Annotated in this window: 22 protein-coding genes and 1 pseudogene; 17 read left to right on the forward strand and 6 right to left on the reverse strand. The window is 70.5% G+C overall.

Annotated elements, in window-relative coordinates; genetic code table 11:
- Nucleotides 1-20: 20 nt before the first annotated feature.
- The 3 genes from nadE (at nt 21) to JRG78_RS01780 (ending at nt 5,527) form a co-directional block, all read left to right on the forward strand.
- Nucleotides 21-833, forward strand: coding sequence for an ammonia-dependent NAD(+) synthetase (gene nadE, locus JRG78_RS01770; protein ID WP_272653818.1), 813 nt, complete (start codon nt 21-23; stop codon nt 831-833).
- A gap of 173 nt (nt 834-1,006) precedes the next feature.
- Nucleotides 1,007-4,498, forward strand: a complete 3,492-nt coding sequence (locus JRG78_RS01775) for a TM0106 family RecB-like putative nuclease (protein WP_259607291.1) — start codon at nt 1,007-1,009, stop codon at nt 4,496-4,498.
- A gap of 249 nt (nt 4,499-4,747) precedes the next feature.
- Nucleotides 4,748-5,527 (forward strand): hypothetical protein, encoded by a 780-nt coding sequence (locus JRG78_RS01780; protein WP_259607292.1) that lies wholly within the window; start codon nt 4,748-4,750, stop codon nt 5,525-5,527.
- A gap of 48 nt (nt 5,528-5,575) precedes the next feature.
- On the opposite strand, the gene upp is transcribed toward JRG78_RS01780, so the two are convergent.
- Nucleotides 5,576-6,208, reverse strand: coding sequence for a uracil phosphoribosyltransferase (gene upp / locus JRG78_RS01785; RefSeq protein ID WP_259607293.1), 633 nt, complete (start codon nt 6,206-6,208; stop codon nt 5,576-5,578).
- Nucleotides 6,209-6,313: 105 nt separating this feature from the next.
- Between upp and tadA the strand changes: the two genes are divergently transcribed.
- Complete coding sequence (gene tadA / locus JRG78_RS01790) at nt 6,314-6,769, forward strand: tRNA adenosine(34) deaminase TadA (protein WP_259607294.1); 456 nt, start codon at nt 6,314-6,316, stop codon at nt 6,767-6,769.
- A 147-nt stretch (nt 6,770-6,916) separates the two neighbouring features.
- Here the strand turns inward: tadA and JRG78_RS01795 are convergent, their stop codons facing one another.
- A complete protein-coding gene (locus JRG78_RS01795) occupies nt 6,917-7,888 on the reverse strand; it encodes a cation diffusion facilitator family transporter (RefSeq protein WP_259607295.1) in 972 nt (323 codons plus the stop codon).
- Nucleotides 7,889-7,932: 44 nt separating this feature from the next.
- On the opposite strand from JRG78_RS01795, the gene proC reads away from it, so the two are divergent.
- Nucleotides 7,933-8,772, forward strand: a complete 840-nt coding sequence (gene proC, locus JRG78_RS01800; protein WP_259607296.1) for a pyrroline-5-carboxylate reductase — start codon at nt 7,933-7,935, stop codon at nt 8,770-8,772.
- A 137-nt stretch (nt 8,773-8,909) separates the two neighbouring features.
- Here proC and JRG78_RS01805 read toward each other — a convergent pair whose 3' ends face one another.
- A complete protein-coding gene (locus JRG78_RS01805; protein ID WP_432806428.1) occupies nt 8,910-9,572 on the reverse strand; it encodes a potassium channel family protein in 663 nt (220 codons plus the stop codon).
- Nucleotide 9,573: 1 nt separating this feature from the next.
- Nucleotides 9,574-11,001, reverse strand: coding sequence for a TrkH family potassium uptake protein (locus JRG78_RS01810; protein WP_259607298.1), 1,428 nt, complete (start codon nt 10,999-11,001; stop codon nt 9,574-9,576).
- An 85-nt stretch (nt 11,002-11,086) separates the two neighbouring features.
- Here JRG78_RS01810 and JRG78_RS01815 point away from each other — a divergent pair, with 85 nt between their 5' ends.
- Entirely contained in the window at nt 11,087-11,503 is a 417-nt protein-coding gene (locus tag JRG78_RS01815; protein WP_259607299.1) for an ArsR/SmtB family transcription factor, read from the forward strand.
- Nucleotides 11,504-11,730: 227 nt separating this feature from the next.
- Here JRG78_RS01815 and JRG78_RS01820 read toward each other — a convergent pair whose 3' ends face one another.
- Together JRG78_RS01820 and JRG78_RS01825 are read right to left on the reverse strand one after the other, a co-directional pair.
- Nucleotides 11,731-12,519, reverse strand: a complete 789-nt coding sequence (locus JRG78_RS01820) for an ABC transporter permease (RefSeq protein WP_259607300.1) — start codon at nt 12,517-12,519, stop codon at nt 11,731-11,733.
- Nucleotides 12,516-13,456 (reverse strand): annotated as a pseudogene (locus tag JRG78_RS01825) (ATP-binding cassette domain-containing protein). Before JRG78_RS01825 ends, JRG78_RS01820 begins: the two are co-directional and overlap by 4 nt.
- A 21-nt stretch (nt 13,457-13,477) precedes the next feature.
- On the opposite strand from JRG78_RS01825, the gene JRG78_RS01830 reads away from it, so the two are divergent.
- The 11 genes from JRG78_RS01830 to JRG78_RS01880 all read left to right on the forward strand — a co-directional run bounded on the left by JRG78_RS01830 (nt 13,478) and on the right by JRG78_RS01880 (nt 20,746).
- On the forward strand, nt 13,478-14,212 hold the full coding sequence (locus JRG78_RS01830; RefSeq protein ID WP_259607301.1) for a TetR/AcrR family transcriptional regulator C-terminal domain-containing protein: 735 nt from the start codon (nt 13,478-13,480) through the stop codon (nt 14,210-14,212).
- 193 nt (nt 14,213-14,405) lie between these two features.
- Nucleotides 14,406-15,488, forward strand: coding sequence for an IS110 family transposase (locus JRG78_RS01835; protein WP_272653466.1), 1,083 nt, complete (start codon nt 14,406-14,408; stop codon nt 15,486-15,488).
- A 318-nt stretch (nt 15,489-15,806) separates the two neighbouring features.
- Nucleotides 15,807-15,998 carry a helix-turn-helix domain-containing protein gene (locus JRG78_RS01840; RefSeq protein ID WP_259607302.1) on the forward strand — a complete coding sequence of 64 codons (192 nt, stop codon included), beginning with the start codon at nt 15,807-15,809 and terminating at the stop codon, nt 15,996-15,998.
- Between the two features lie 176 nt (nt 15,999-16,174).
- On the forward strand, nt 16,175-16,273 hold the full coding sequence (locus tag JRG78_RS01845) for a 30S ribosomal protein bS22 (RefSeq protein WP_003792170.1): 99 nt from the start codon (nt 16,175-16,177) through the stop codon (nt 16,271-16,273).
- 71 nt (nt 16,274-16,344) lie between these two features.
- The gene (locus tag JRG78_RS01850) at nt 16,345-16,641 is read left to right on the forward strand and encodes a rhodanese-like domain-containing protein (protein ID WP_259607303.1); all 297 of its coding nucleotides are present in this window, start codon (nt 16,345-16,347) and stop codon (nt 16,639-16,641) included.
- A complete protein-coding gene (locus JRG78_RS01855; RefSeq protein WP_259607304.1) occupies nt 16,638-16,949 on the forward strand; it encodes a glutaredoxin family protein in 312 nt (103 codons plus the stop codon). Before JRG78_RS01850 ends, JRG78_RS01855 begins: the two co-directional genes overlap by 4 nt.
- Nucleotides 16,946-17,248 (forward strand): Dabb family protein, encoded by a 303-nt coding sequence (locus JRG78_RS01860; RefSeq protein WP_272653548.1) that lies wholly within the window; start codon nt 16,946-16,948, stop codon nt 17,246-17,248. Before JRG78_RS01855 ends, JRG78_RS01860 begins: the two co-directional genes overlap by 4 nt.
- A gap of 135 nt (nt 17,249-17,383) precedes the next feature.
- Nucleotides 17,384-18,187 (forward strand): basic amino acid ABC transporter substrate-binding protein, encoded by an 804-nt coding sequence (locus JRG78_RS01865; protein ID WP_259607306.1) that lies wholly within the window; start codon nt 17,384-17,386, stop codon nt 18,185-18,187.
- 37 nt (nt 18,188-18,224) lie between these two features.
- Nucleotides 18,225-19,022, forward strand: coding sequence for an amino acid ABC transporter permease (locus JRG78_RS01870; RefSeq protein WP_259607307.1), 798 nt, complete (start codon nt 18,225-18,227; stop codon nt 19,020-19,022).
- Entirely contained in the window at nt 19,019-19,774 is a 756-nt protein-coding gene (locus tag JRG78_RS01875; RefSeq protein ID WP_259607308.1) for an amino acid ABC transporter ATP-binding protein, read from the forward strand. The genes JRG78_RS01870 and JRG78_RS01875 overlap by 4 nt, the downstream gene beginning before the upstream one ends.
- Before the next feature lie 147 nt (nt 19,775-19,921).
- Nucleotides 19,922-20,746, forward strand: a complete 825-nt coding sequence (locus tag JRG78_RS01880) for a sulfite exporter TauE/SafE family protein (protein WP_259607309.1) — start codon at nt 19,922-19,924, stop codon at nt 20,744-20,746.
- Nucleotides 20,747-20,759 lie beyond the last annotated feature (13 nt).

Here is a 20,759-nt window from a genome sequence, read left to right on the forward strand (position 1 = left end):
CGAAGGAGGACACCGTGACGATGCAGCAGGAGATCGCCGAGGCCCTGGGAGTCCAGGCCGACATCGACCCGACCACCGAGACCGAGGCACGCGTGCAGTTCCTCGTCGACTACCTGACCGCCACCGGCACCAAGGGCTACGTGCTCGGCATCTCCGGCGGTCAGGACTCGACGCTGGCGGGCCGGCTCGCGCAGCTCGCGGTGGAGCGCGTGCGCGAGTACGGGGGCGAGGCGTCGTTCTTCGCCGTCCGGCTGCCGTATCGCGTGCAGGCGGATGCCGCGGACGCCCGGGCCGCCCTGGAGTTCATCGCCCCCGACCGCTCCGTCGAGGTGAACATCCAGCACGGGGTGGACGGGATCGAGGCCGACATCGAGGAGGCCTTCGGCTCGGACATCTCGGACTTCAACCGCGGCAACATCAAAGCGCGGATCCGCATGGTCACGCAGTACGCGATCGCCGGGCACGACGGGATGCTCGTGATCGGCACGGACCACGCCGCCGAGGCCGTGACCGGCTTCTACACGAAGTTCGGCGACGGGGCGGCCGACATCCTGCCGCTGTCGGGCCTCACCAAGCGGCAGGGGCGCGCCATGCTGCGCGCGCTGGGCGCCCCGGAGCGGCTGTACCTGAAGGTGCCGACCGCCGACCTGCTCGACGGGCAGCCCGGCCGCCCGGACGAGGACGAGCTCGGCCTCACCTACGAGCAGATCGACGACTACCTGGAGGGCAAGGAGGTCGATCCCGCCGTCGCCGAGCGCATCGAGGCGAAGTACCTCGCCACCCGACACAAGCGGCACCTGCCGGTCACACCGCAGGACGGGTGGTGGCGGTAGGGACGCTCCGCGCGGGGATGCCGCGTGCGAGCATGCCCTCGCACGGCCCGGTGCCAGCTCGCTCGCGGCATCCCCGCGCTCCGCTGGGGGGCAGGGGCAGGGCGGAGGGGGTGTCGGAGGCCACGGATAGTCTCGAGTGAGCGGCTCCCGAAGGCCGCGGAGAAGGAGCATCCGTGCGCGTCGTCACCACCGACAGCCCGCCCCGCGTCGTCTGGAGCGCGAGCGATCTGAAGCTCGCCGCCGAGTGCGAGTTCGCGTGGGCGCGGGCGCTCGACGCCAAACTCGGGCGGGTGGCCGCGGTCGAGGAACCTGAGGACGCCACGCTCGCACGGGCGGCCGAGCTCGGCGACGTGCACGAGCGCGCGGTCCTCGAACAGTACATCGCCCGCTTCGGCGAGGGCGGCGAGGCCGGCGTCGTCGCGTTGCCGAAGGTCTCCTCTGCGGATGCGGATGCCCTCGGCGCCGCCGTCGCCGAGACCGGACGCGCGCTGCGCTCCGCGGCATCCGTCATCTTCCAGGCCGCCTTCGCCACGCCCGAGTTCGTGGGCTTCGCCGACTTCCTGCTCCGCGACCCCGACGGGCGCTGGCGCGTCCAGGACACCAAGCTCGCCCGCACCGCCCGGGTGACCGCGCTCATGCAGCTGGCGGCATACGTCGACCAGCTCGACCGGCTCGGCATCCCTCGCGCCGACGAAGTCGATCTGATCCTCGGCGACGGCACCATCAGCACCCACGCCGTCGACGACCTGCTGCCGCTGTTCCACGTGCGCCGTGCCCGCCTCCGTGCGCTCATCGCGGACCGCCGCATCGACACCGGCGCCGCCGGCGAGCCGCTCGCCTGGGGTGATGATCGCGGCGACCTTCAGATCACGGCGTGCGGGCGCTGCGCCACCTGCGAAGAGCAGGTGGATGCGCACCGCGATCTGCTGCTGGTCGCCCGGATGCGTCCGGTGCAGCGGCAGCGCCTGCGCGCCGCCGGCATCCGCACCATCGACGAGCTGGCGGTCGCGACGGATGCGCCCGAGGGAATGAACGGTGACACCTTCACCGCATTGCGCGCCCAGGCGCGCCTCCAGGCCGGTGCGTCGGCGGAGCCGGGGGCCGCGCCGCCCTTCGAGCTGGTGTCGCCGCACGCGATCGGCATGATGCCCAGGCCCAGCCACGGCGACATCTTCTTCGACTTCGAGGGCGACCCGCTGTACACCGAGCAGGCCGAGAACCCGCACTGGGGACTGGACTACCTGTTCGGATGGATCGACAACGCGGAGCAGTACTCCGCGCTGTGGGCGCACACGTTCGCCGAGGAGAAGCAGGCGCTGCTCGACTTCCTCGAGTTCGTGAAGCTGCGCCGGCAGACCCATCCCGACATGCACATCTACCACTACGCGCCGTACGAGACCGCGCATCTCGCGGCGATGGCCGCGCGGCACGGCGTCGGCGAGGCCGACGTCGACCGGCTGCTGCGGGAGGGCGTGTTCGTCGACCTGTACCCGATCGTGCTGCGCTCGGTGCGGGTCGGCTCCCGGTCCTACTCGATCAAGAAGCTCGAGCCGCTGTACATGGGCGACGAGGTGCGCGAGAGCGACGTGCAGAAGGGCGACGAGTCGATCGTCCAGTACGTCGAGGCGCGCGCGCTCGCCGCGGCCGGGCGGGATGCCGAGGCGCAGGCGATCCTCGACGACCTCGCCGACTACAACCGGTACGACTGCGTCTCCACGCGGCGGCTGCGCGACTGGCTGATCGGCCTGGCCCGCGAGACCGGGGTGCTTCCGGCGCCACCGGACGATCCCGAGACCCGGGTGTACGAGCCGTCGCCGCTGTCGCTGGCGCTGCAGGCCGAGGCGCTGCGGGTCGAGCGCGAGGGCGGGAACGGAGAGTGCCACCGGGTGGCGGCCGCCGCGATCGACTACTACCCGCGCGAGGCGAAGAGCTTCTGGGTCGCGCACTTCCAGCGGCTGCGCGAACCGGTGTCGCTGTGGGAGTCGACCCGCGATGTGCTGCGGGTGGATGCCGACCGCAGCGGCGTCGACGAGCCGTGGGCGGTGGACGAGGGCCGGCGCATCCAGACGCGGGTCGTGCGGCTGCGCGGCGAGGTCGCGCCGGGGAGCACGGTCGGGGCGGGCGCGCGGCCGTTCGCGCTGTACGCCGCACCCGCCCCGTTCGACGTGGACGCGCCCTCGCGGGTCATCCACATCCCGCACGAGGTCGAGGTGCTCGAGGTGCTCGACGACGGCTACCTCGTGCGCGAACGGGCCGTGCAGGGGCAGACCTGGGACGAGCTGCCGCTCGCACTCACCCCGGCCGCGCCCCCGAACGTCGCCTCGCAGCAGTCCGCGATCGAGGAATGGGCGGATGCCGTGCACCGCGCCGCACCGGAGTTCCCGGAGGATCCGGCCTCGGACATCCTCTGCCGCATCCCGCCGCGCACCCGCTCCGGCGGCCCGATCCCGGCCGCCGGTGAAGAACGGATCGACGCCATCGTGCGGGCGGTCCTCGACCTCGACCGCAGCTATCTGGCGGTGCAGGGCCCGCCCGGGACCGGCAAGACGTACACCGGCTCGCAGGTGATCGCGCGGCTGGTGCGCGAGCACCGATTCCGGATCGGCGTGGTCGCGCAGTCGCACGCGATCGTGGAGAACCTGCTGGAGCGGGTCGTCGCCGACGGCGTGCCGGCTTCGCAGGTCGCGAAGGCGCCGAAGGACCCGGATGCCGATCCGTGCTTCACCGTCATCCGCAAGGACGGCATGGCGGGCTTCATCGCCGAGCACGCGGACCAGGGGTTCGTGGTGGGCGGCACGGCGTGGGACTTCAGCAACACGCGGCGCGTCGACCGGCGCGGCCTCGACCTGCTCGTGATCGACGAGGCCGGGCAGTTCTCGCTCGCCTCGACCATCGCGGTGGCCGCCGGCGCGCAGCGCCTGCTGCTGCTCGGCGACCCGCAGCAGCTGCCGCAGGTCAGCCAGGGGGCGCACCCGGAACCCGTGGACACCTCGGCGCTCGGCTGGGTGATGGATGGCGACGCGGTCATCGATCCGGCCTACGGCTACTTCCTGGACGCGTCGTGGCGGATGCATCCCGCTGTCGCGGCACCGGTCTCACGGCTCGCGTACGCGGGCAAGCTGGCATCCGCCCCGGGCACCGAGACCCGCGTGGTGGAGGGCGTCGAGCCCGGCCTGCACATCGTGCCGGTGCGGCACCGCGGCAACGCGACGCAGTCGCCGGAGGAAGCCGCCGCGGTCGTGGCGATCGTGCGGGACCTCGTCGGTCGCCGTTACGTCGACGGATGCGGGACGGATGCCGCGCCGCGCCCGCTCGAGCAGGCGGACATCATCGTCGTCGCGCCGTACAACGCGCAGAAGCAGCTCATCCACGACGAGCTCGCCGCCGCCGGATTCGGTGAGGTCGCGGTGGGCACGGTGGACAACTTCCAGGGCAAGGAGGCGGTCGTGTCGATCACCTCGCTCGCCGCCTCCAGCGGACGCGACGCCCCGCGAGGCCCGGAGTTCCTGCTGCTGCAGAACCGCCTGAACGTCGCGATCTCACGAGCCAAGAGCGTCGCCTACCTGGTGCACTCCCCGGCCCTGCTCGACGACCTGCCGCACACCCCGGAAGGCGTCGCCCGCCTCAGCGCTTTCGCCCGCCTCGTCGGCGCCGACCGCGACTGAGGCCCACCGGCGCCGCCCGCCGCGCCGGGCGCGCTGGCGGTTCGGCGTGGCGCGGGCGCTGGCTGTTCGGCGCCCCGGCTGTTCGGCGCCCCGCGCTCGAGCGACGCCGCGCCGCGGAGGCCCCGCGTCGTTCCCGTCGCGGGGAGGTTCGCGCATCCGCCGGGGTGTTCCGCGATGCGTTTCTCTTCTGGCGGAGGCGGGCGCCAACGGCGTGGCCGCCGCGCCCCCGGGTCGGATCCTCTTGCTAGCGTGGCGAGCAGGCATTCCGTCGACGACATCCTGCGCGCCTCGGCATCCTGGGTCTGGTTCCCGCGTGACAGCGACGAGGAGAAGACGGAACTGCAACTCGTCCGGTACCCGTCGCGCTTCGGCGGGGGAGTGCGGGCCTCCCAGGTCGATTCGATCCTCGACGCGGCATCCGTGCTCGACCATGCGATCGAGCGCACGCGCGCCTGGGGCGAGACGAAGCTCACGTTCTGGACCAACGAGTCCGACCGCCCCGACCTCGAGGCGGAGCTGCGCGCTCGCGGCGCCGAGCACATCGACACGGTCGCCGTCCTCGCCCGGCCCGTCGCCGGCGAGCCCGTCGCCGCCCCCGAGGACGTCTCGGTCGAGGTCGTGCGCACCCTCCAGCAGGTGCGCGAGATGGACGCCGTGAACGTTCCGGTGTGGGAGCAGGAGCCCCTCGACGAGGACGGCCTGCGGGCCGAGCTCGACGAGATCTCCGCGGCGCTGGCGGCCCGCATCCACGCCCGGGTGATCGCGCGGCTCGACGGTGATGCGGTGAGCACCGGCGGATGCACGATCGTGGACGGCTTCGTCCGCCTCTGGGGCGCGGCGACCCTGCCGCACGCCCGCGGCCGCGGGGCCTACCGGGCCGTGCTCGCCGAACGGATGCGGATCGGCGCCGAGTTCGGGGCGATCACCGCGCTCGTGAAGGGACGGATCGGCACCTCCGCCCCGATCCTCGCCCGCGCCGGCTTCGCGCACTACGGCGACGAGCGCGGCTACGTCCTCGACGTCGCCTGACGCGCGAGCGGCACGGGCGGTGCGAACGCGCGCCCAGGGACCGTCCGGTCAGACCGTGCCGTACAGCCGGTCGCCGGCGTCGCCGAGCCCGGGGACGATGTAGCCCTTCTCGTTGAGCCCCTCGTCCAGAGCGCCCAGCACGATGGTCACGTCGCGGTCGCCGACGAGCTGCTCGATGGCGGCCAGGCCTTCCGGGGTGCCGAGCAGGCAGATCGCGGTGACGTCCCTGGCCCCACGGTCGAAGAGGAACTGGATCGCCGCACCGAGCGATCCCCCGGTCGCGAGCATGGGGTCGATCGCGAAGCACTGGCGGTCGCTGAGGTCATCGGGCAGCCGCTCCGCATACGTCGTGGGCTCGAACGTCGTCTCGTCGCGGACCATGCCGAGGAAGCCGACCTCCGCGGTCGGCAGCAGCTTGACCATGCCCTCGAGCATCCCGAGCCCCGCGCGCAGGATCGGCACGACGATCGGCCGCGGCTCGGAGATCTTCACGCCGGTGGTCTTCGTGACCGGCGTCTGGATCTCGATCGGGCTCACCTTGACATTGCGGGTCGCCTCGTACGCCAGGAGGGTGACCAGCTCCTCGGTGAGCTGGCGGAACACCGGCGACGGCGTGCGCTCGTCACGCAGCACGGTGAGCTTGTGGGTGATCAGGGGGTGGTCGGCCACGTGAACGCGCATGCGTACAGGCTACTTGTCCGCGTCGTCTCGCGAGGACGGGCCCGTTCCATCCGGGATCCGGCGGGGACGGATGCCGGAGACTAGGCTCGACCGACGGGAGGACGCATGACAGCCGCCGACGAACGCGCCATGCAGCGGGCGCTCGCGCTCGCCGCCGAGGCGGCCGCGGCCGGGGAGATCCCGGTCGGCGCCGTGGTGCTCGATCCGGACGGGCGGATGGCGGGCGAGGGCCGCAACCTCCGCGAGGCCACGCACGACCCGACCGCCCATGCGGAGGTCGTCGCGTTGCGCCAGGCGGCCGACGCGCTGGGGTCGTGGAACCTGCAGGGGCATACTCTCGTCGTCACGCTGGAGCCGTGCGTGATGTGCGCCGGGGCGGTGCTGCAGTCGCGGGTGAGCCGTGTCGTCTTCGGCGCGTGGGACGACAAGGCCGGCGCCGCCGGCTCCATGTACGACGTGCTCCGCGATCGTCGCCTGCCATATCGCGCCGAGGTCGTCGCGGGCATCCAGTCGGATGCCGCGATCGCGCTGCTCCGCGACTTCTTCGAGCAGCGCCGCTGACCCGGACTGGCCCGTATGGACCCTGACCCGAATGGACACATTGTGTCCGGAACTGCGGGTCGGCCGGCGCACTACCCTCACGTGGCGACACAATGTGTCGGGAAGTGAGGGTGTGTCGGGAAGTGAGGGTGTGTCGGGAAGTGAGGGTCAGTCGGAGGACTTGAGCACGAAGGCGTCCGTCGACGGCTCCGGGTCCAGGGCCGGACGGTAGATGTCCGGTTCGAGGTAGATCACCCTCGCCGCGGGCACGGCCGCGCGGATCCGCTTCTCGATCGCGTCGATGTCGTCCGCGGCCTGACGCACGGTCTTGTCCGAGCGCAGCGCGATCTTCGCGGCGACCATGAGCTCGTCCGGGCCGAGGTGCAGCGTCTTGATGTGGATGAGCTTCTCCACCTCGTCGCCCTCGCCGATGGCGTCGACGATCCGGTCCACGTCCGCCGGGTTCGCGCCCTCACCGACGAGCAGGCTCTTGGTCTCCACGCCCAGCACCACGGCGATCAGGATCAGGAGGACGCCGATCGCGAGCGTCCCGATCGCGTCGAACACCGTGTTCCCGGTGATCACGGTCAGCCCCACGCCGACCAGTGCGAACATCAGGCCGGTCAGCGCACCGGCATCCTCCAGCAGCACGACGGGCAGCTCGGGCGCTTTGGCGCGCCGGATGAACGACGTCCACGACTGCCCCTTCTCGCGCACCAGGTTGCTCTCCTTCACCGCGGTGCGCAGCGAGAACGACTCGAGCGCGATCGCGATCACCAGCACCACGAGCGGCAGCCACCACCACACCGGGTCCAGTTCGTGCGGGTCGCGCAGCTTGCCGATGCCCTCGTAGATGGCGAACAGGCCGCCGACGGAGAACAGGATGATCGACACCACGAACGCCGACACGTAGCGCTCGCGCCCGTAGCCGAACGGATGCGAACGGTCCGCGGCCCTGCGCGCCTTGCGCCCGCCGAGCAGCAGGAGCAGCTGGTTGCCGGAGTCGGCGACGGAGTGGATCGCCTCGGCGAGCATCGAGGCGGAGCCGGAGAGCGCGGCCGCGATGAACTTCGCGATCGCGATGCCCACATTGGCGAGGAACGCCGCGATGATCGCCTTGCCGCCACCGGATGCACTCATGGCACGAGTCTACGTCGGCCCTCCGGCGCTCGTAGGATGACGGCATGGCTGACACTCTTCCCGCTCTCGCGTTCCTCGGCGCCGGCTCGATGGGCGGCGCGATCCTGCACGGCGTCGTCGACTCGGGTGCGACCGTCGACGGCGGCATCGTCGCCACCAACCGCAGCCGGGAGAAGGCGGATGCCCTCGCCGGCATCGACGGCGTGACCAGCATCGCGCTGGAGGACCGGCCCGACGGGAACCGGGATGCCGCGGCATCCGCGCGCATCGTGCTGATCGGCGTGAAGCCGGCCATGGTGCCGGATCTGCTGCGCGAGATCGCTCCGGTGCTGCGTGAGGACGCGATCGTCGTAAGCCTCGCCGCCGGCGTCACCCTCGCCACGTTCGCGGATGCCCTCGGCGGCGACGTCCGGACCATCCGCTCCATGCCGAACACGCCCGCGATGGTCGGCAAGGCGGTCACCGGGCTCGCCGCGGGGCCGAGCGCGAGCGCCGAGGACATGGCGGTCGTGCGCGCCCTGTTCGAGACGGTGGGCGCGGTGATCGAGGTGCCCGAGGAGCAGATCGACGCGCTGTCGACCGTGTCGGGCTCCGGGCCGGCGTACGTGTTCCTACTCATCGAGGAGCTGACGAAGGCGGCGATCGGGATGGGCTTCAGCGAAGCGGATGCCCGGCTGATGGCCGAACAGACCTTCATCGGGGCGACCGCGCTGCTGGAGGCCTCCGGCGAGGACCCGGCCGAGCTGCGCCGCCGCGTCACCAGCCCGAAGGGCACCACCGAGCGCGCGATCGCGGTGCTGCAGGAGGCGCGTCTCGACGACGTGTTCGCGCGTGCCACGGCGGCCGCGCTGGCACGCGCGAAGGAGCTCGCCGCCGGAAGCTGAGCTCCGCCGGCATCCGTCCATCCGCCGGCATCCGTCGATCCTCCGGCACCCGTCTATTTGTCGCGAACTGCTGGAACCCGGGGCCGGAAACCGCAGTCTGGCACAAATAGACGGGGAGGGAGGGACGGGAGGGCGGGTCAGCGGTCCAGAGCCGCGAAGCGCTCGATGTCGCTGTTCGTCCCGGACACGATGATCAGGTCGTGGTTGGTGACGACCGTGTTCGCCTCGGCGTACCGGAACGGCTTGCCGGGGCTCTTCACACCGACGACCGTGACGTTGTACTTGGTGCGCACGCCGGACTCGTTCAGGCCGACGCCGCGGATGAACTTCGGCGGGTACATCTTCGCCAGCACGAAGTCGTCGTCGAAGCGGATGAAGTCCAGCATCCGGCCGCTGACGAGGTGCGCGACACGCTCACCCGCCTCGCGCTCCGGGTAGATCACGTGGTTCGCGCCGACCCGGGCGAGGATCTTGCCGTGCGACTGCGACACGGCCTTCGCCCAGATCTGCGGCACCTTCAGGTCGACGAGGTTCGCGGTGATGAGCACGGATGCCTCGATCAGCGACCCGACCGCGACGACCGCGACCTGGAAGTCCTGCGCGCCGATCTGGCGCAGGGCGTCGATGTTGCGGGCATCCGCCTGCACCGTGTGCGTGACGCGCTCCGACCACTTCTGGACGAGCTCCAGGTTGTCGTCGATGGCGAGCACCTCGCGGTCGAGCCGGTCCAGCTCACCGGCGCATGCCGCGCCGAAGCGTCCGAGTCCGATGACGAGCACCGGGGCGTCGCCCCTGACCATCTCAACCAACGATCGGCCTTTCCACGGGCAGCGAATACAGCTGCGATCGGGACGTCGCGGCGACCGCCGCGGCGAGTGTCACTGTACCAACGCGCCCCATGAAGATGGTGGCCGCCAGCACGTAGGAGGCGGAGTCGGGCAGCTCGGCGGTGAGCCCCGAACTCAGCCCCACGGTCGCGAATGCGGAGATGACGTCGAAGAGCACGTCGATGATGTCGGCCTTCGTGATCTGGGCGATGATGATCGTCGAGACGGCGACGATCGTCGCACCCCACGCCACCACCGACAGCGCCACACGCTGCACGTCGCTCGGGATGCGGCGGCCGAACGCCTCGACCGACGGGCGCCCCTTCGCCTCCGACCACACCGCGAGTGCGAGCACGGCGAGCGTGGTGACCTTGATGCCGCCGGCGGTGGACGCCGAGCCGCCGCCGACGAACATGAGCATGCAGACCGCGAGCATCGTCGACCCGTTCAGGTCGGCCATGTCGATCACGTTGAATCCGCCGGAGCGGGTCATCGACGACAGGAACAGCGCCTGCACCGTCGTGTCGACCGCGTCCATCGAGCCGAACGTGCGCATGTTGTCGTACTCGAGCACGAGGATCACCGCCGCCCCGGCGAAGAACAGCAGCACCGTGGTGATCAGCGTGAGCTTGGTGTGCAGCGACCACCGCTTGACGTGCCAGGTGTGCTTGGCGAGCGCGTAGATCACCGGGAAGCCGATGCTGCCGAGGAACACGCTGATCATCAGCACGGTGAGCACGAAGTAGTCGTCGGCGAAGATCGTCACGCCGCCGGCGTTCGGGGTGAAGCCGGTGTTCGTGAACGACATCGCCGCGTAGTACGGCGCCTCCCACAGCGCCACGAGCGGGTCGATGCCCGCCATCACCAGACCCGGATAGAGCAGCAGCGCCACCACGGTCTCGATGAGCAGGGTCGAGAACGCGACCGTGGTGAGCAGCTGACCCACCTCGCCGAGGCGCACGGTCTGGCTCTCGTTGACCGGCCCGCCGTGCGCGCGCAGCGGGTTCGTGTCGCCGGCGGCGAGAAGCTTGGCGCGCAGTCCCAGGCGGCGCGAGATCACCATGCCGAGCAGGGACGCCAGCGTGAGCACGCCCATGCCGCCGATGTTCACGCCGATGAAGATCACGACGTTCCCGAACGGCGACCAGTGCGTGGCCATGTCCACCGTGGTCAGGCCGGTGACGCAGATGGTCGACATCGCCGTGAACAGCGCGTCGCTGAGGGGCGTCACGGTGCGGTCGGCGGAGGAGATCGGCAGTGACAGGATGCCGGTGAACAGCAGGATCAGGGCGGCGAACACCACGATCGCGAGGCGTGATGGCGAGGAGGTGATCAGGCGCTTGAAGAACCCGCCGACCCGAAGCAGTCCACGGCGGGGAGCGGCGGCGAGGATGCCCGACATCGCCCTCCCTCGCAGTCCCGCGGCCGCCGGCGTTCGGCGACGCTCCGTCATGGTACTCCGCTCGCGCGGCGACTACCCTGATGTCATGACCGACATCTTCGACGTGATCGCGGACGGCACGCGGCGGGACATCCTGCAGTTCCTCCTGCGCCGGGGCAACGAAGGAGCCGCCGGCACGAGCGTCACCGAGATCGTCAGCGAGCTCGGGATCAGCCAGCCCACGGTCTCGAAGCACCTGAAGGTGCTCCGCGAGGCGTCGCTGGTCACGGTCCGCGAAGACGGTCAGCGCCGCTACTACAGCCTCGCCGTGGCGCCCCTGGAAGAGGTCGACGACTGGCTGTTCCCGTTCCTTGTCGACGCGTTCGGCGACGAGGACGAGGGCGCCGAGCACCCGCACATCCCGCTGCCCGACGGCGCGGCGCACGCGGCCGAGGTCGTCGGCCGCGCCGCGGCATCCGCGAAGCACGTCGTCGCGACCGCCCTCAAGCGCCTCGGCGCCTGAGACCCGATCCGGGCGGGCGAGGCCCGCGCTCAGCCGTCGCGGTGCGGACGATCAGGATGCCGAGCACGATGCCGGATGCCCGACGGCCCGGCCGCGGTGCGCATCGCGGGCGGGGGAACCGGACATGGCATCCCGCATCCGCTCCTCCCGCCCGCGCCGCGAACCCGCTCCCGCCCGGCCCGGCTCAGTGGTGCCCGCACCACTGAGCCGATTCCGCCCGGCCCGGCTCAGCGGCGCGCGGAGCGGCGCCGGAACAGCACGGATCCCCACAGGACGGCGACGGCGAGGATGCCGACGCACCAGCACACCGCCCACAGCGGCGCCGTCCCCGGGTCTCTGCCGAGCAGCAGCGCACGGATGCTGTCGATGATCGGGGTCAGCGGCTGGTGCTCCGCGACCGGGCGCAGCCACTCCGGCATGGTGTCGACGGGCACGAAGCCGCTGGACAGGTACGGCAGGAACAGCAGGATGAAGCCGTAGCCGGCTGCCGCCTCGGCGCTGCCGGCCGCCATGCCGATCGCCGCGAACAGGTACGTCAGCGCGAGGATGTAGAGGGCGATCAGGCCCGCTGCCGCCAGCCACGCGCCGACGCCGGCGGACGGGCGGAAGCCGACCAGCAGGGCGACGCCGACGACCAGCGCGGTCGCGCACAGGCTGCGGACCAGGCTCGCACCGACGTGACCGGTGAGCACCGCGCTCGGACGCAGCGGCATGGTGCGGAAGCGGTCCACGATGCCGGAGGCCATGTCGCCGGCGACATAGAGGGCGGTGGAGGAGGCGCCGAAGCCGGCGCAGGTGAGGATGATGCCGGGCACCACGTAGTCGACGTAGCCCCCGGTCGGGTCGATCGCCCCGCCGAAGATCCAGGTGAACATGAGCATCAGCATCACCGGTAGCATCACGGCCATCAGCAGCGATTCGCCGTCGCGGAACGAATGGCGCAGGTTCCGCCCGAGGAAGACGGATTCGGCGGTGAGCCCCCGCAGGCGCGGGCGGACGAGGGTCGGGTCGGTCATGCGAGCTCCTTCGCGTGGGTTGCGTATGCGGTGGCGGGTGCGGCGGATGCGGCGGAGGCGGGCGCCGGGCCGGAGGTGAGGGCGAGGAAGACGTCGTCGAGGGTCGGCCGGTGCAGGCGCACCTCGCCCGCACCGGGCGCGTCCGCACCGGCTGCGTCGATCTCGTCGAGCGCGCGACGGATGCCGGCGAGACTGCCGTCGGTCGAGATGCTGCGTCGCACGCCGCCCGCCTCGTCGACCAGCTGCACCGCCGTCCCGCCGATGCGATCCTTCAGCGCGGCGGCGGTGCCTTCGGCGACCACCCGGCCGCCGTCCAGCACCGCGATCCGGTCCGCGAGCTCGTCGGCCTCCTCGAGGTACTGGGTGGTGAGGAACACCGTGGTGCCGGATGACGCCAGTCCGCGGATCACGTCCCACAGGGCTCGGCGGCTGCGGGTGTCGAGCCCCGTGGTCGGTTCATCCAGGAACAGCACCTCGGGCGCGGTGACGAAGCTGAGCGCGAGGTCGAGCCGGCGGCGCATGCCCCCGGAGAACGTGCCGACCCGGCGGGCGGCGGCGTCGGCGAGGTCGAAGCGCTCGAGCAGCTGGTCCGCACGTTCGGCGGCGGCACGGCGGCCGAGACCCGCCAGGCGTCCGAACATCACGAGGTTCTCGGCGCCGGTGAGCACATCGTCCACCGCGGCGGACTGACCGGTGAGGCTGATCCGGCGCCGCACCTCCTCCGGCGCGCCGGCGACGTCGTGACCGGCCACGCGGGCGCGGCCGCCGTCGGGCGGACCAGCGTGGTGAGGATGCCGATCGTCGTGGTCTTCCCGGCGCCGTTGGCGCCGAGCAGGGCGAAGATGCGGCCTTCCTCGACGGCGAGATCGAGACCGTCGAGCACGGGGCGGCCGCGGTAGCTCTTGCAGAGCCCGCGGACGTCGATGGCGAGAGGCATCCGTGATCCTTTCTGTATACGTTGTCGCTCTACCGTTACGTCAGCGCCAAGGACGACCTGCTGCTGCTGATGCAGGAGCAGGCGATCGGGCTGCCGCCCGAGCCGGAGCCGGATGCCGACTGGCGTGCACGGCTGGTGCAGCTGTTCACGGCGCAGGTGGCCATGTTCGTCGCGCATCCGTGGGTGCTCTCCCTGCCGATCCAGGGCACGCCGGTCACCCCGAACAGCTCGGCGTGGCTGGACGCCGCACTGGAGGCGCTGGCGCCGACCGCGCTCAGCGAGCAGGAGCAGGTGGCTGTCGCGCTGCTGATCGCCGGACAGGCCCGGTTCTGCGGCATGGTGCTGGCCGGCTACTCCGACCGCGTCCGGCGCAGCGGGCAGCATCCGGATGCCATCACCGCCGAGGAGGCCGGGCTCTACGACGCCCTCATCTCCGCCGAGGAGTTCCCGGCCCTGCGCCGGGCCGTCGACGCCGGCGTGTTCGCGTCGGATGCGGATCCGTTCCGCTTCGGCCTGGAGCGGTGTCTGGACGGTGTGGCCGCGTACGTCGCGGAGCTCGACGGCGGAGCTCCGCATGCAGAGCCGGCCGAGTGGGCGGCGACCGAGGACCTCGCCCTGCTCGCCGACAAGCGCTACCGCGAAGCGCAGAAGGCGGTGCGGGAGGCGCAGAAGGCCCTGCGGGACGCGCGCAGGCTCGAGCGTCAGGCCCGCAGGGAGGCCGGGGAGCGCCTGGCGCGAGGACGGCGCGAGGCCTGAACATCCGCGGCGCTGTGAGTCACAGCGCTCACACACGCCACAGAGATTTACACGTGTCGCACGCAACCCCTAGACGGTATGTAGTAGCCCTCTTTTGGTGAGGGGGTCGCGGGACGGGGCCTCACTCGCAAAGCTCGTGGGTTACCGGGTGGAGGTGGTCCGCCCGGCCTATCCGACAGTTGTGGGAGGCCCCGTGTTTACTGAGCGTACGAGTGTTGGGCTCGACGTGCACGCCCGTTCCGTCGCGGCAGCGGCGATCGATGGTGTGACAGGCGAGCTAATCCAGGCGAAGTTGCCGCCGGGCAATGATCGAATCGTTGAGTGGGTGCGCGGGCTTCCCGGTCCGGTCGCGGTGGCGTATGAGGCCGGCCCGACGGGGTTCGGGCTGCACCGGTCGCTGATGTCGGCAGGTGTTCGGTGCGTGGTCGCGGCGCCGTCAAAGTTGCAGCGTCCGTCGGGGGATCGGGTGAAGACCGATGCGAAGGACGCGGTGCATCTGGCGAGACTGCTGCGGCTGGACGAGATCACCGCGGTTTCGGTGCCGTCCGCCGATCAGGAAGCCGCACGCGATCTGGTGCGCGCACGCGAGGACTGTCGTGGCGATCTGATGCGCGCGAGGCATCGGCTCAGCAAACTGCTGCTGCGACACGGGATCGTCTATGACGATGGTGCCGCGTGGACGGCCAAGCACGACCGGTGGCTGCTCCAGCAGCACTTGGTCGGTGCCGCGTCGCGGGCGGCGTTCGATGCGGAGTACGAGACGGTGCTGCAGATCAAGGCACGCCGGGATCGGCTCGACCGGGCGATCGAGCAGCTCGCCGCCGACAGCGAGTTCACCCCGGTCGTGCGCAGGCTCGGGTGTCTGCGTGGAGTGAGCACGCTGACGGCGTTTGCTCTGGCCGTGGAGATCGGCGACTGGGACAGGTTCACCGGCAACAGCATCGGATCGTTCGTCGGACTCGTGCCCAGTGAGTTCTCGTCCGGGCAATCCCGGGTGCAGGGGCCCATCACCAAGACCGGCAACGGCCATGCCCGTCGGCTGCTCGTCGAATCCGCCTGGCATCATCGTCCGCGCTATCACGTCGGCGCTGTCATGCACGGGCGTTGGGAACAAGCCTCCGCCGCAGCTCGTGCCCGCGGTGACCTCGGGAACAGGCGCCTCCACGACCGGTGGGTCAGGTTCATCGAACGACGCAAACGACCCACGATCGCGAACGTCGCCGTCGCGAGAGAACTCGCCGGCTGGTGCTGGTCCCTGGCAGTGATGAACGACTGATCCCTCGAGCTGCTTCGCGATCTCAACGGCCGGTGGCAGCGCGAGGAGCGACCCGCGAAACACCTATGAGCAGCTCGGCATCATGCGGGCGACGCTCGTTCCTAGACACGCGGTCCCGCTCCTGCCGAAGAACCGTCCTGCGGTAACCAACCCGCGAATATCAGACTGACCGCGCGTCGCAACGACACGCTCACCCGCCAGCCCGACCACGAAGCAAGAGGCGCCGCCCGGGGCAATCCCGGACGGCGCCTCGCCATGCCCTCTTGACAACAAGGCACTACATATCAGAGTGTGCATCAGCAGAAAGGGGGACGGGGGATGCCCGATGTCCAAGACGTCCGATTCCTGACGGTGGCCGAGGTCGCCGAGCTGATGCGCGTGTCCAAGATGACCGTGTACCGTCTGGTGCACTCCGGGGAGCTGCCGGCCATTCGATTCGGGCGCAGCTATCGCGTGCCGGAGTCCGCCGTGGCGGAGGCCCTGCAGCGGCCGATCGCCGACGCCGGCTGACGGGCGGCCGCGCGGTCGCACGCAGAGCCGCTCGCGCGCTGAGCCGACTCCGTGCCCTTCGTCGCCCCGTGACGGTCGCGCCTCGGCGGTTTGCTAGACTCGTCCGAGGCATTTTTCCTGCCCGTACCCGGGTGCCCGTTCCGGTGGCACCCAGCCCCTGACGTAGTGAGGTTTCCGTGGGTTCTGTCATCAAGAAGCGCCGCAAGCGCATGGCGAAGAAGAAGCACCGCAAGCTGCTTCGCAAGACTCGCCACCAGCGCCGCAACAAGAAGTAAGCGGCACGACACCGAGCGCCCCCGACTGCGGTCGACGGGGCGCTTCGTGTCTGCGCCGCAGGAGGAATGACATGAAGTCGATCACCGTCGCCCAGCTCGCGCAGCGCCAGGGCGTTCCGCTCATCGACGTGCGCGAGCGCGACGAGTTCGCGGCGGGGCACGTCCCCGGCGCGGTGAACCTCCCGATGTCCGAGCTCGGTGACCGGCTCGGCGAGCTTCCCGCGGAGGCGTTCGATGTGATCTGCCAGGTCGGCGGGCGCTCGGCCCGTGTCGCCGAGGCGCTCGAAGCGCGCGGCTACGACGTCACCAACGTCGAGGGCGGCACCGCGGAATGGGTCGCCCAGGGGCATCCGGTGGAGCGTCCGTGACGACGCTGACGATCATCGGCAAGCCGGACTGCCACCTGTGCGAGGTCGCCGGCGAGGTCGTCGACGCGGTGGTCGCCGAGCTGCCGGACGCCGCTGCCGAGCGGATCGAGGTCGTCGAGGCGTCCATCGCCGACGATCCCGCCCTGCACGAGCTGTGGTGGGAGAAGATCCCGGTGATCCTCATCGACGGCAGGCTGCACGCGCACTGGCGCGTCGCCCCCGAGCGGCTCCGCGCCGCTCTCGAGGAGTCCCTGCGCACGGATGCTGCGCGCCCCGCCGTCGCGGACGAGGAGAAGGAGCCGGCATGACCATCCGCCATCTCGTGATGTGGAAGCTCGCCGCCGAGGACGCCGCCGTGCGCGCCGAGCAGGCCGCCGAGGTCGCCCGCCGGCTGAACGCCCTGGACGGGGTCGTCCCGCAGCTGCGGTCGGTGTCGGCCGGCGCGAACGTCGCCCACCCGGACGTGAACTGGTACGTCGCGCTCGTCGCCGACGTCGACTCGCTCGACGACCTCGCCGCGTACCAGGTGCATCCCGCGCACGAGGAGGTCGCGATCTACATCCGCTCGGTGGTGGCCTCCCGCGTCGCCGTCGATTTCGAGATCTGAGCCGTTCACGCACTTGCAACGAAACCGTGACCGGTCTGAGACCGCCTCGGTTCGTCGCGACAGCGGGTCCCGTGTCAGGATGAGTTCCTGAATCGACCCGGGGCCGCCCGTACCCCGTCAGAACCTGGAGTGAAAATGCAACGTCGCAACTTCTTCCCCCTCGCCGCTGTCGCGGCCGCTGCCACGCTCGCCCTGGCCGGATGCTCCGGCGGCGACACGTCCGGCGGCGACGCCGGAGACGAGTACGGGCTGGTCACGCCGGGCACGCTCACCGCGTGCTCCGACATCCCGTACCCGCCGTTCGAGTTCGAGGGCGGCGACAACGGCACGGGCTACACCGGCTTCGACATCGACCTCCTCGACGCGATCGCCGAGAAGCTCGACCTCGAGCTCGCGGTTCAGGACGTCGGCTTCGAGGCGCTGCAGTCCGGCACCACCCTGCAGTCCGGCACCTGCGACATCGGCGCGTCGGCCATGACGATCACCGACGAGCGCAAGGAGAACCTGGACTTCTCCGACCCGTACTACGACTCGCTGCAGTCGCTGCTCGTCCGCGCCGACTCCGGCATCGAGAGCATCGAGGACCTGGCCGGCAAGAACGTCGGCGTGCAGCAGGGCACGACCGGTGAGGCCTACGCGCAGGAGCACGCCCCGGACGCGCAGCTGGTGCAGTACCCGTCCGACGGCGAGCTGTGGCCGGCGCTGCAGGCCGGGCAGATCGACGCGATCCTGCAGGACCAGCCGGTGAACCTCGAGCACGAGAAGGCCGACTCCGCCTACACGATCGTCGAGACGTACGAGACCGGCGAGTCCTACGGCTTCGCCTTCGCCAAGGGCGAGAAGGACGCCCTGCTCGAGGCGGTGAACGAGGCGCTCGCAGAGCTCCGCGAGAGCGGCGAGTACGAGAAGATCTACAACGAGTACTTCACCGCGAAGTGAGCCGGAGACACGCAGAGCGGTCGGAAGGACCTTCACCATGGCGCTGAGGCGCAGCACCAAAACCAAGCTCTACCGGTACACCGTCTACGCGCTGCTGATCGCGCTCCTGGTCTGGATCGTGTTCAGCACCAACTGGGCGAGGATCGGGCCGCTGTTCTTCAACCCGGCGGTGGCGGCGAAGCTGTTCCCCGGGATCATCACCACCGCGCTCGTGAACACGCTGTGGTTCACGGCGGTCGCCTTCCTCGGCGGCCTGCTGCTGGGCATCGTGCTGGCCCTGCTGAAGATGTCGAGCATCGGGCCGTTCCGGTGGATCGCGACGGCCTGGATCGAGCTGTTCCGCGGTCTTCCTGCGGTGCTCACGATCTTCGGCGTGGCCTTCATCGTGCCGATCGCCACCGGCGTCCGCGGGCAGGCGCTCGGCGGTCCGGTGGTGCTCGGGCTGATCGGTCTCATCCTCGTCGCATCCGCGTACATGGCGGAGACGATCCGCGCCGGCCTTCAGGCCGTGCCGAAGGGGCAGACCGAGGCGGCGCGTTCGCTCGGCATGTCGCCGATGAAGACGACCTTCTGGATCGTGGTGCCGCAGGGGTTCCGGATCATCATCCCGCCGCTCACGAACGAGTTCGTGCTGCTGCTGAAGGACACGTCGCTGCTGTTCGTCGCGGGAACCTTCATCTGGTCGAAGGAGCTCACGACGTTCGCCCGCGACGCGACGACGCAGAACACGAACGCGACGCCGCTGATCATGGCGGCGATCCTGTACCTGATCGTGACGATCCCGCTCACGCGCTACACCGCGTGGCTGGAGCGTCGGATGGCGAGGCAGCGATGATCACCGATCTGATCGATGTCCATGCCCCGGCCATCGAGGTCCGGGGTCTGGTGAAGACGTACGGCGACAACGAGGTGCTCAAGGGCATCGACCTCACCGTCACCGCCGGCGAGGTGGTCTGCATCATCGGCCCGTCGGGCTCGGGGAAGTCGACGCTGCTGCGGTCGGTGAACCTGCTCGAGGAGCCGACGGACGGGAAGATCCTCATCGAGGGGATCGACATCACCGACCCGGAGACCGACATCGACCGGGTGCGCACGCGCATCGGCATGGTGTTCCAGAGCTTCAACCTGTTCCCGCACATGAGCGTGCTGGGCAACCTCACCATCGCGCAGCGCCGGGTCAAGAAGCGCTCCAAGGAGGAGTCCGAGCGGATCGCGCACGAGATGCTGGCACGGGTCGGCATGGCGCACAAGGCGGATGCCTATCCGGGGCACCTGTCCGGAGGTCAGCAGCAGCGCGTGGCGATCGCGCGGGCGCTGTGCATGAACCCCGACATGATGCTGTTCGACGAGCCGACCTCGGCGCTGGACCCGGAGCTGGTGGGCGAGGTGCTGCAGGTGATGCGGAAGCTCGCCGACGAGGGGATGACCATGCTGGTCGTCACGCACGAGATGGGCTTCGCCCGCGAAGTCGGGTCGCGCCTGATCTTCATGGACGGCGGGCACATCCTCGAGCAGGGCGACCCGCGCGAGGTGCTCGCCAACCCGCAGCACCAGCGCACGCAGGACTTCCTGTCCCGCGTGCTCTGACCCCGACACCCGCTTCATCACCGAGACCCCGTGCTGCCGACGCCGGCAGTACGGGGTCTCGGCATCTGCCCGGGGTCGCGCCATGGGGTGGGGCACAGGATCGTCGTCGTCGCGGATCGCACGTCGGCGTCTGGCATCCTTGAGGGGATGGACATCGGCGCGCTCCTCGGTCTGGAACAGCTCACCTGGGGAACGCTCATCCTCATCGTCCTTGCCGCGTTCGCGGCCGGATGGATCGACGCCGTGGTCGGCGGCGGCGGCCTGCTGCAGCTGCCCGCCCTGCTCCTCATCCCGGGCATCGCGCCCGTGCAGGCGCTGGCCACCAACAAGCTCGCCTCGGTGTTCGGCACCGCGACCAGCAGCATCACCTACTACCGCCGTGCCAAGCCCGACATCCGTACCGCGCTGCCGATGGCGGGAATCGCGCTCGCCGGGTCCTTCGGCGGGGCGGCCGTGGCCACGCTGCTGCCCGCCGCCGCGTTCAAGCCGATCATCGTCGTCGCGCTCCTGGCCGTCGCCCTGTTCACCGCCTTCCGGCCCGAGATGGGAGCGGCCACGCGGCTGCGCTTCTCCGGGCGCCGGCACCACATCATGGCCGGGGCGGCCGGGCTCGTGATCGGCTTCTACGACGGGCTGATCGGACCGGGGACCGGCACGTTCCTGGTGATCGGCCTGGTGGCCCTGATGGGCTACGACTTTCTGCAGTCCAGCGCGAAGGCGAAGATCGTGAACTTCGCCACGAACACCGGGGCGCTGCTGCTGTTCATCCCGCACGGGGCGGTGCTCTGGCTGCTCGGCGGGATCCTCGCGGTGGCGAACGTCGCGGGCAGTTACCTGGGGTCGCGGATGGCGATCGCCCGGGGATCGACGTTCATCCGGGTGGTGTTCCTGGTGATCGTGATCGCCCTGATCGGCAAGCTCGGCGTCGACGTCTGGGCCGAGAACGTGGTGCCGCTGTTCTCCGGACCCTGAGCCCGTCGGACCC

The sequence above is a fragment of the Microbacterium sp. EF45047 genome, from assembly GCF_028472845.1.
Taxonomy (GTDB): domain Bacteria; phylum Actinomycetota; class Actinomycetes; order Actinomycetales; family Microbacteriaceae; genus Microbacterium; species Microbacterium neungamense.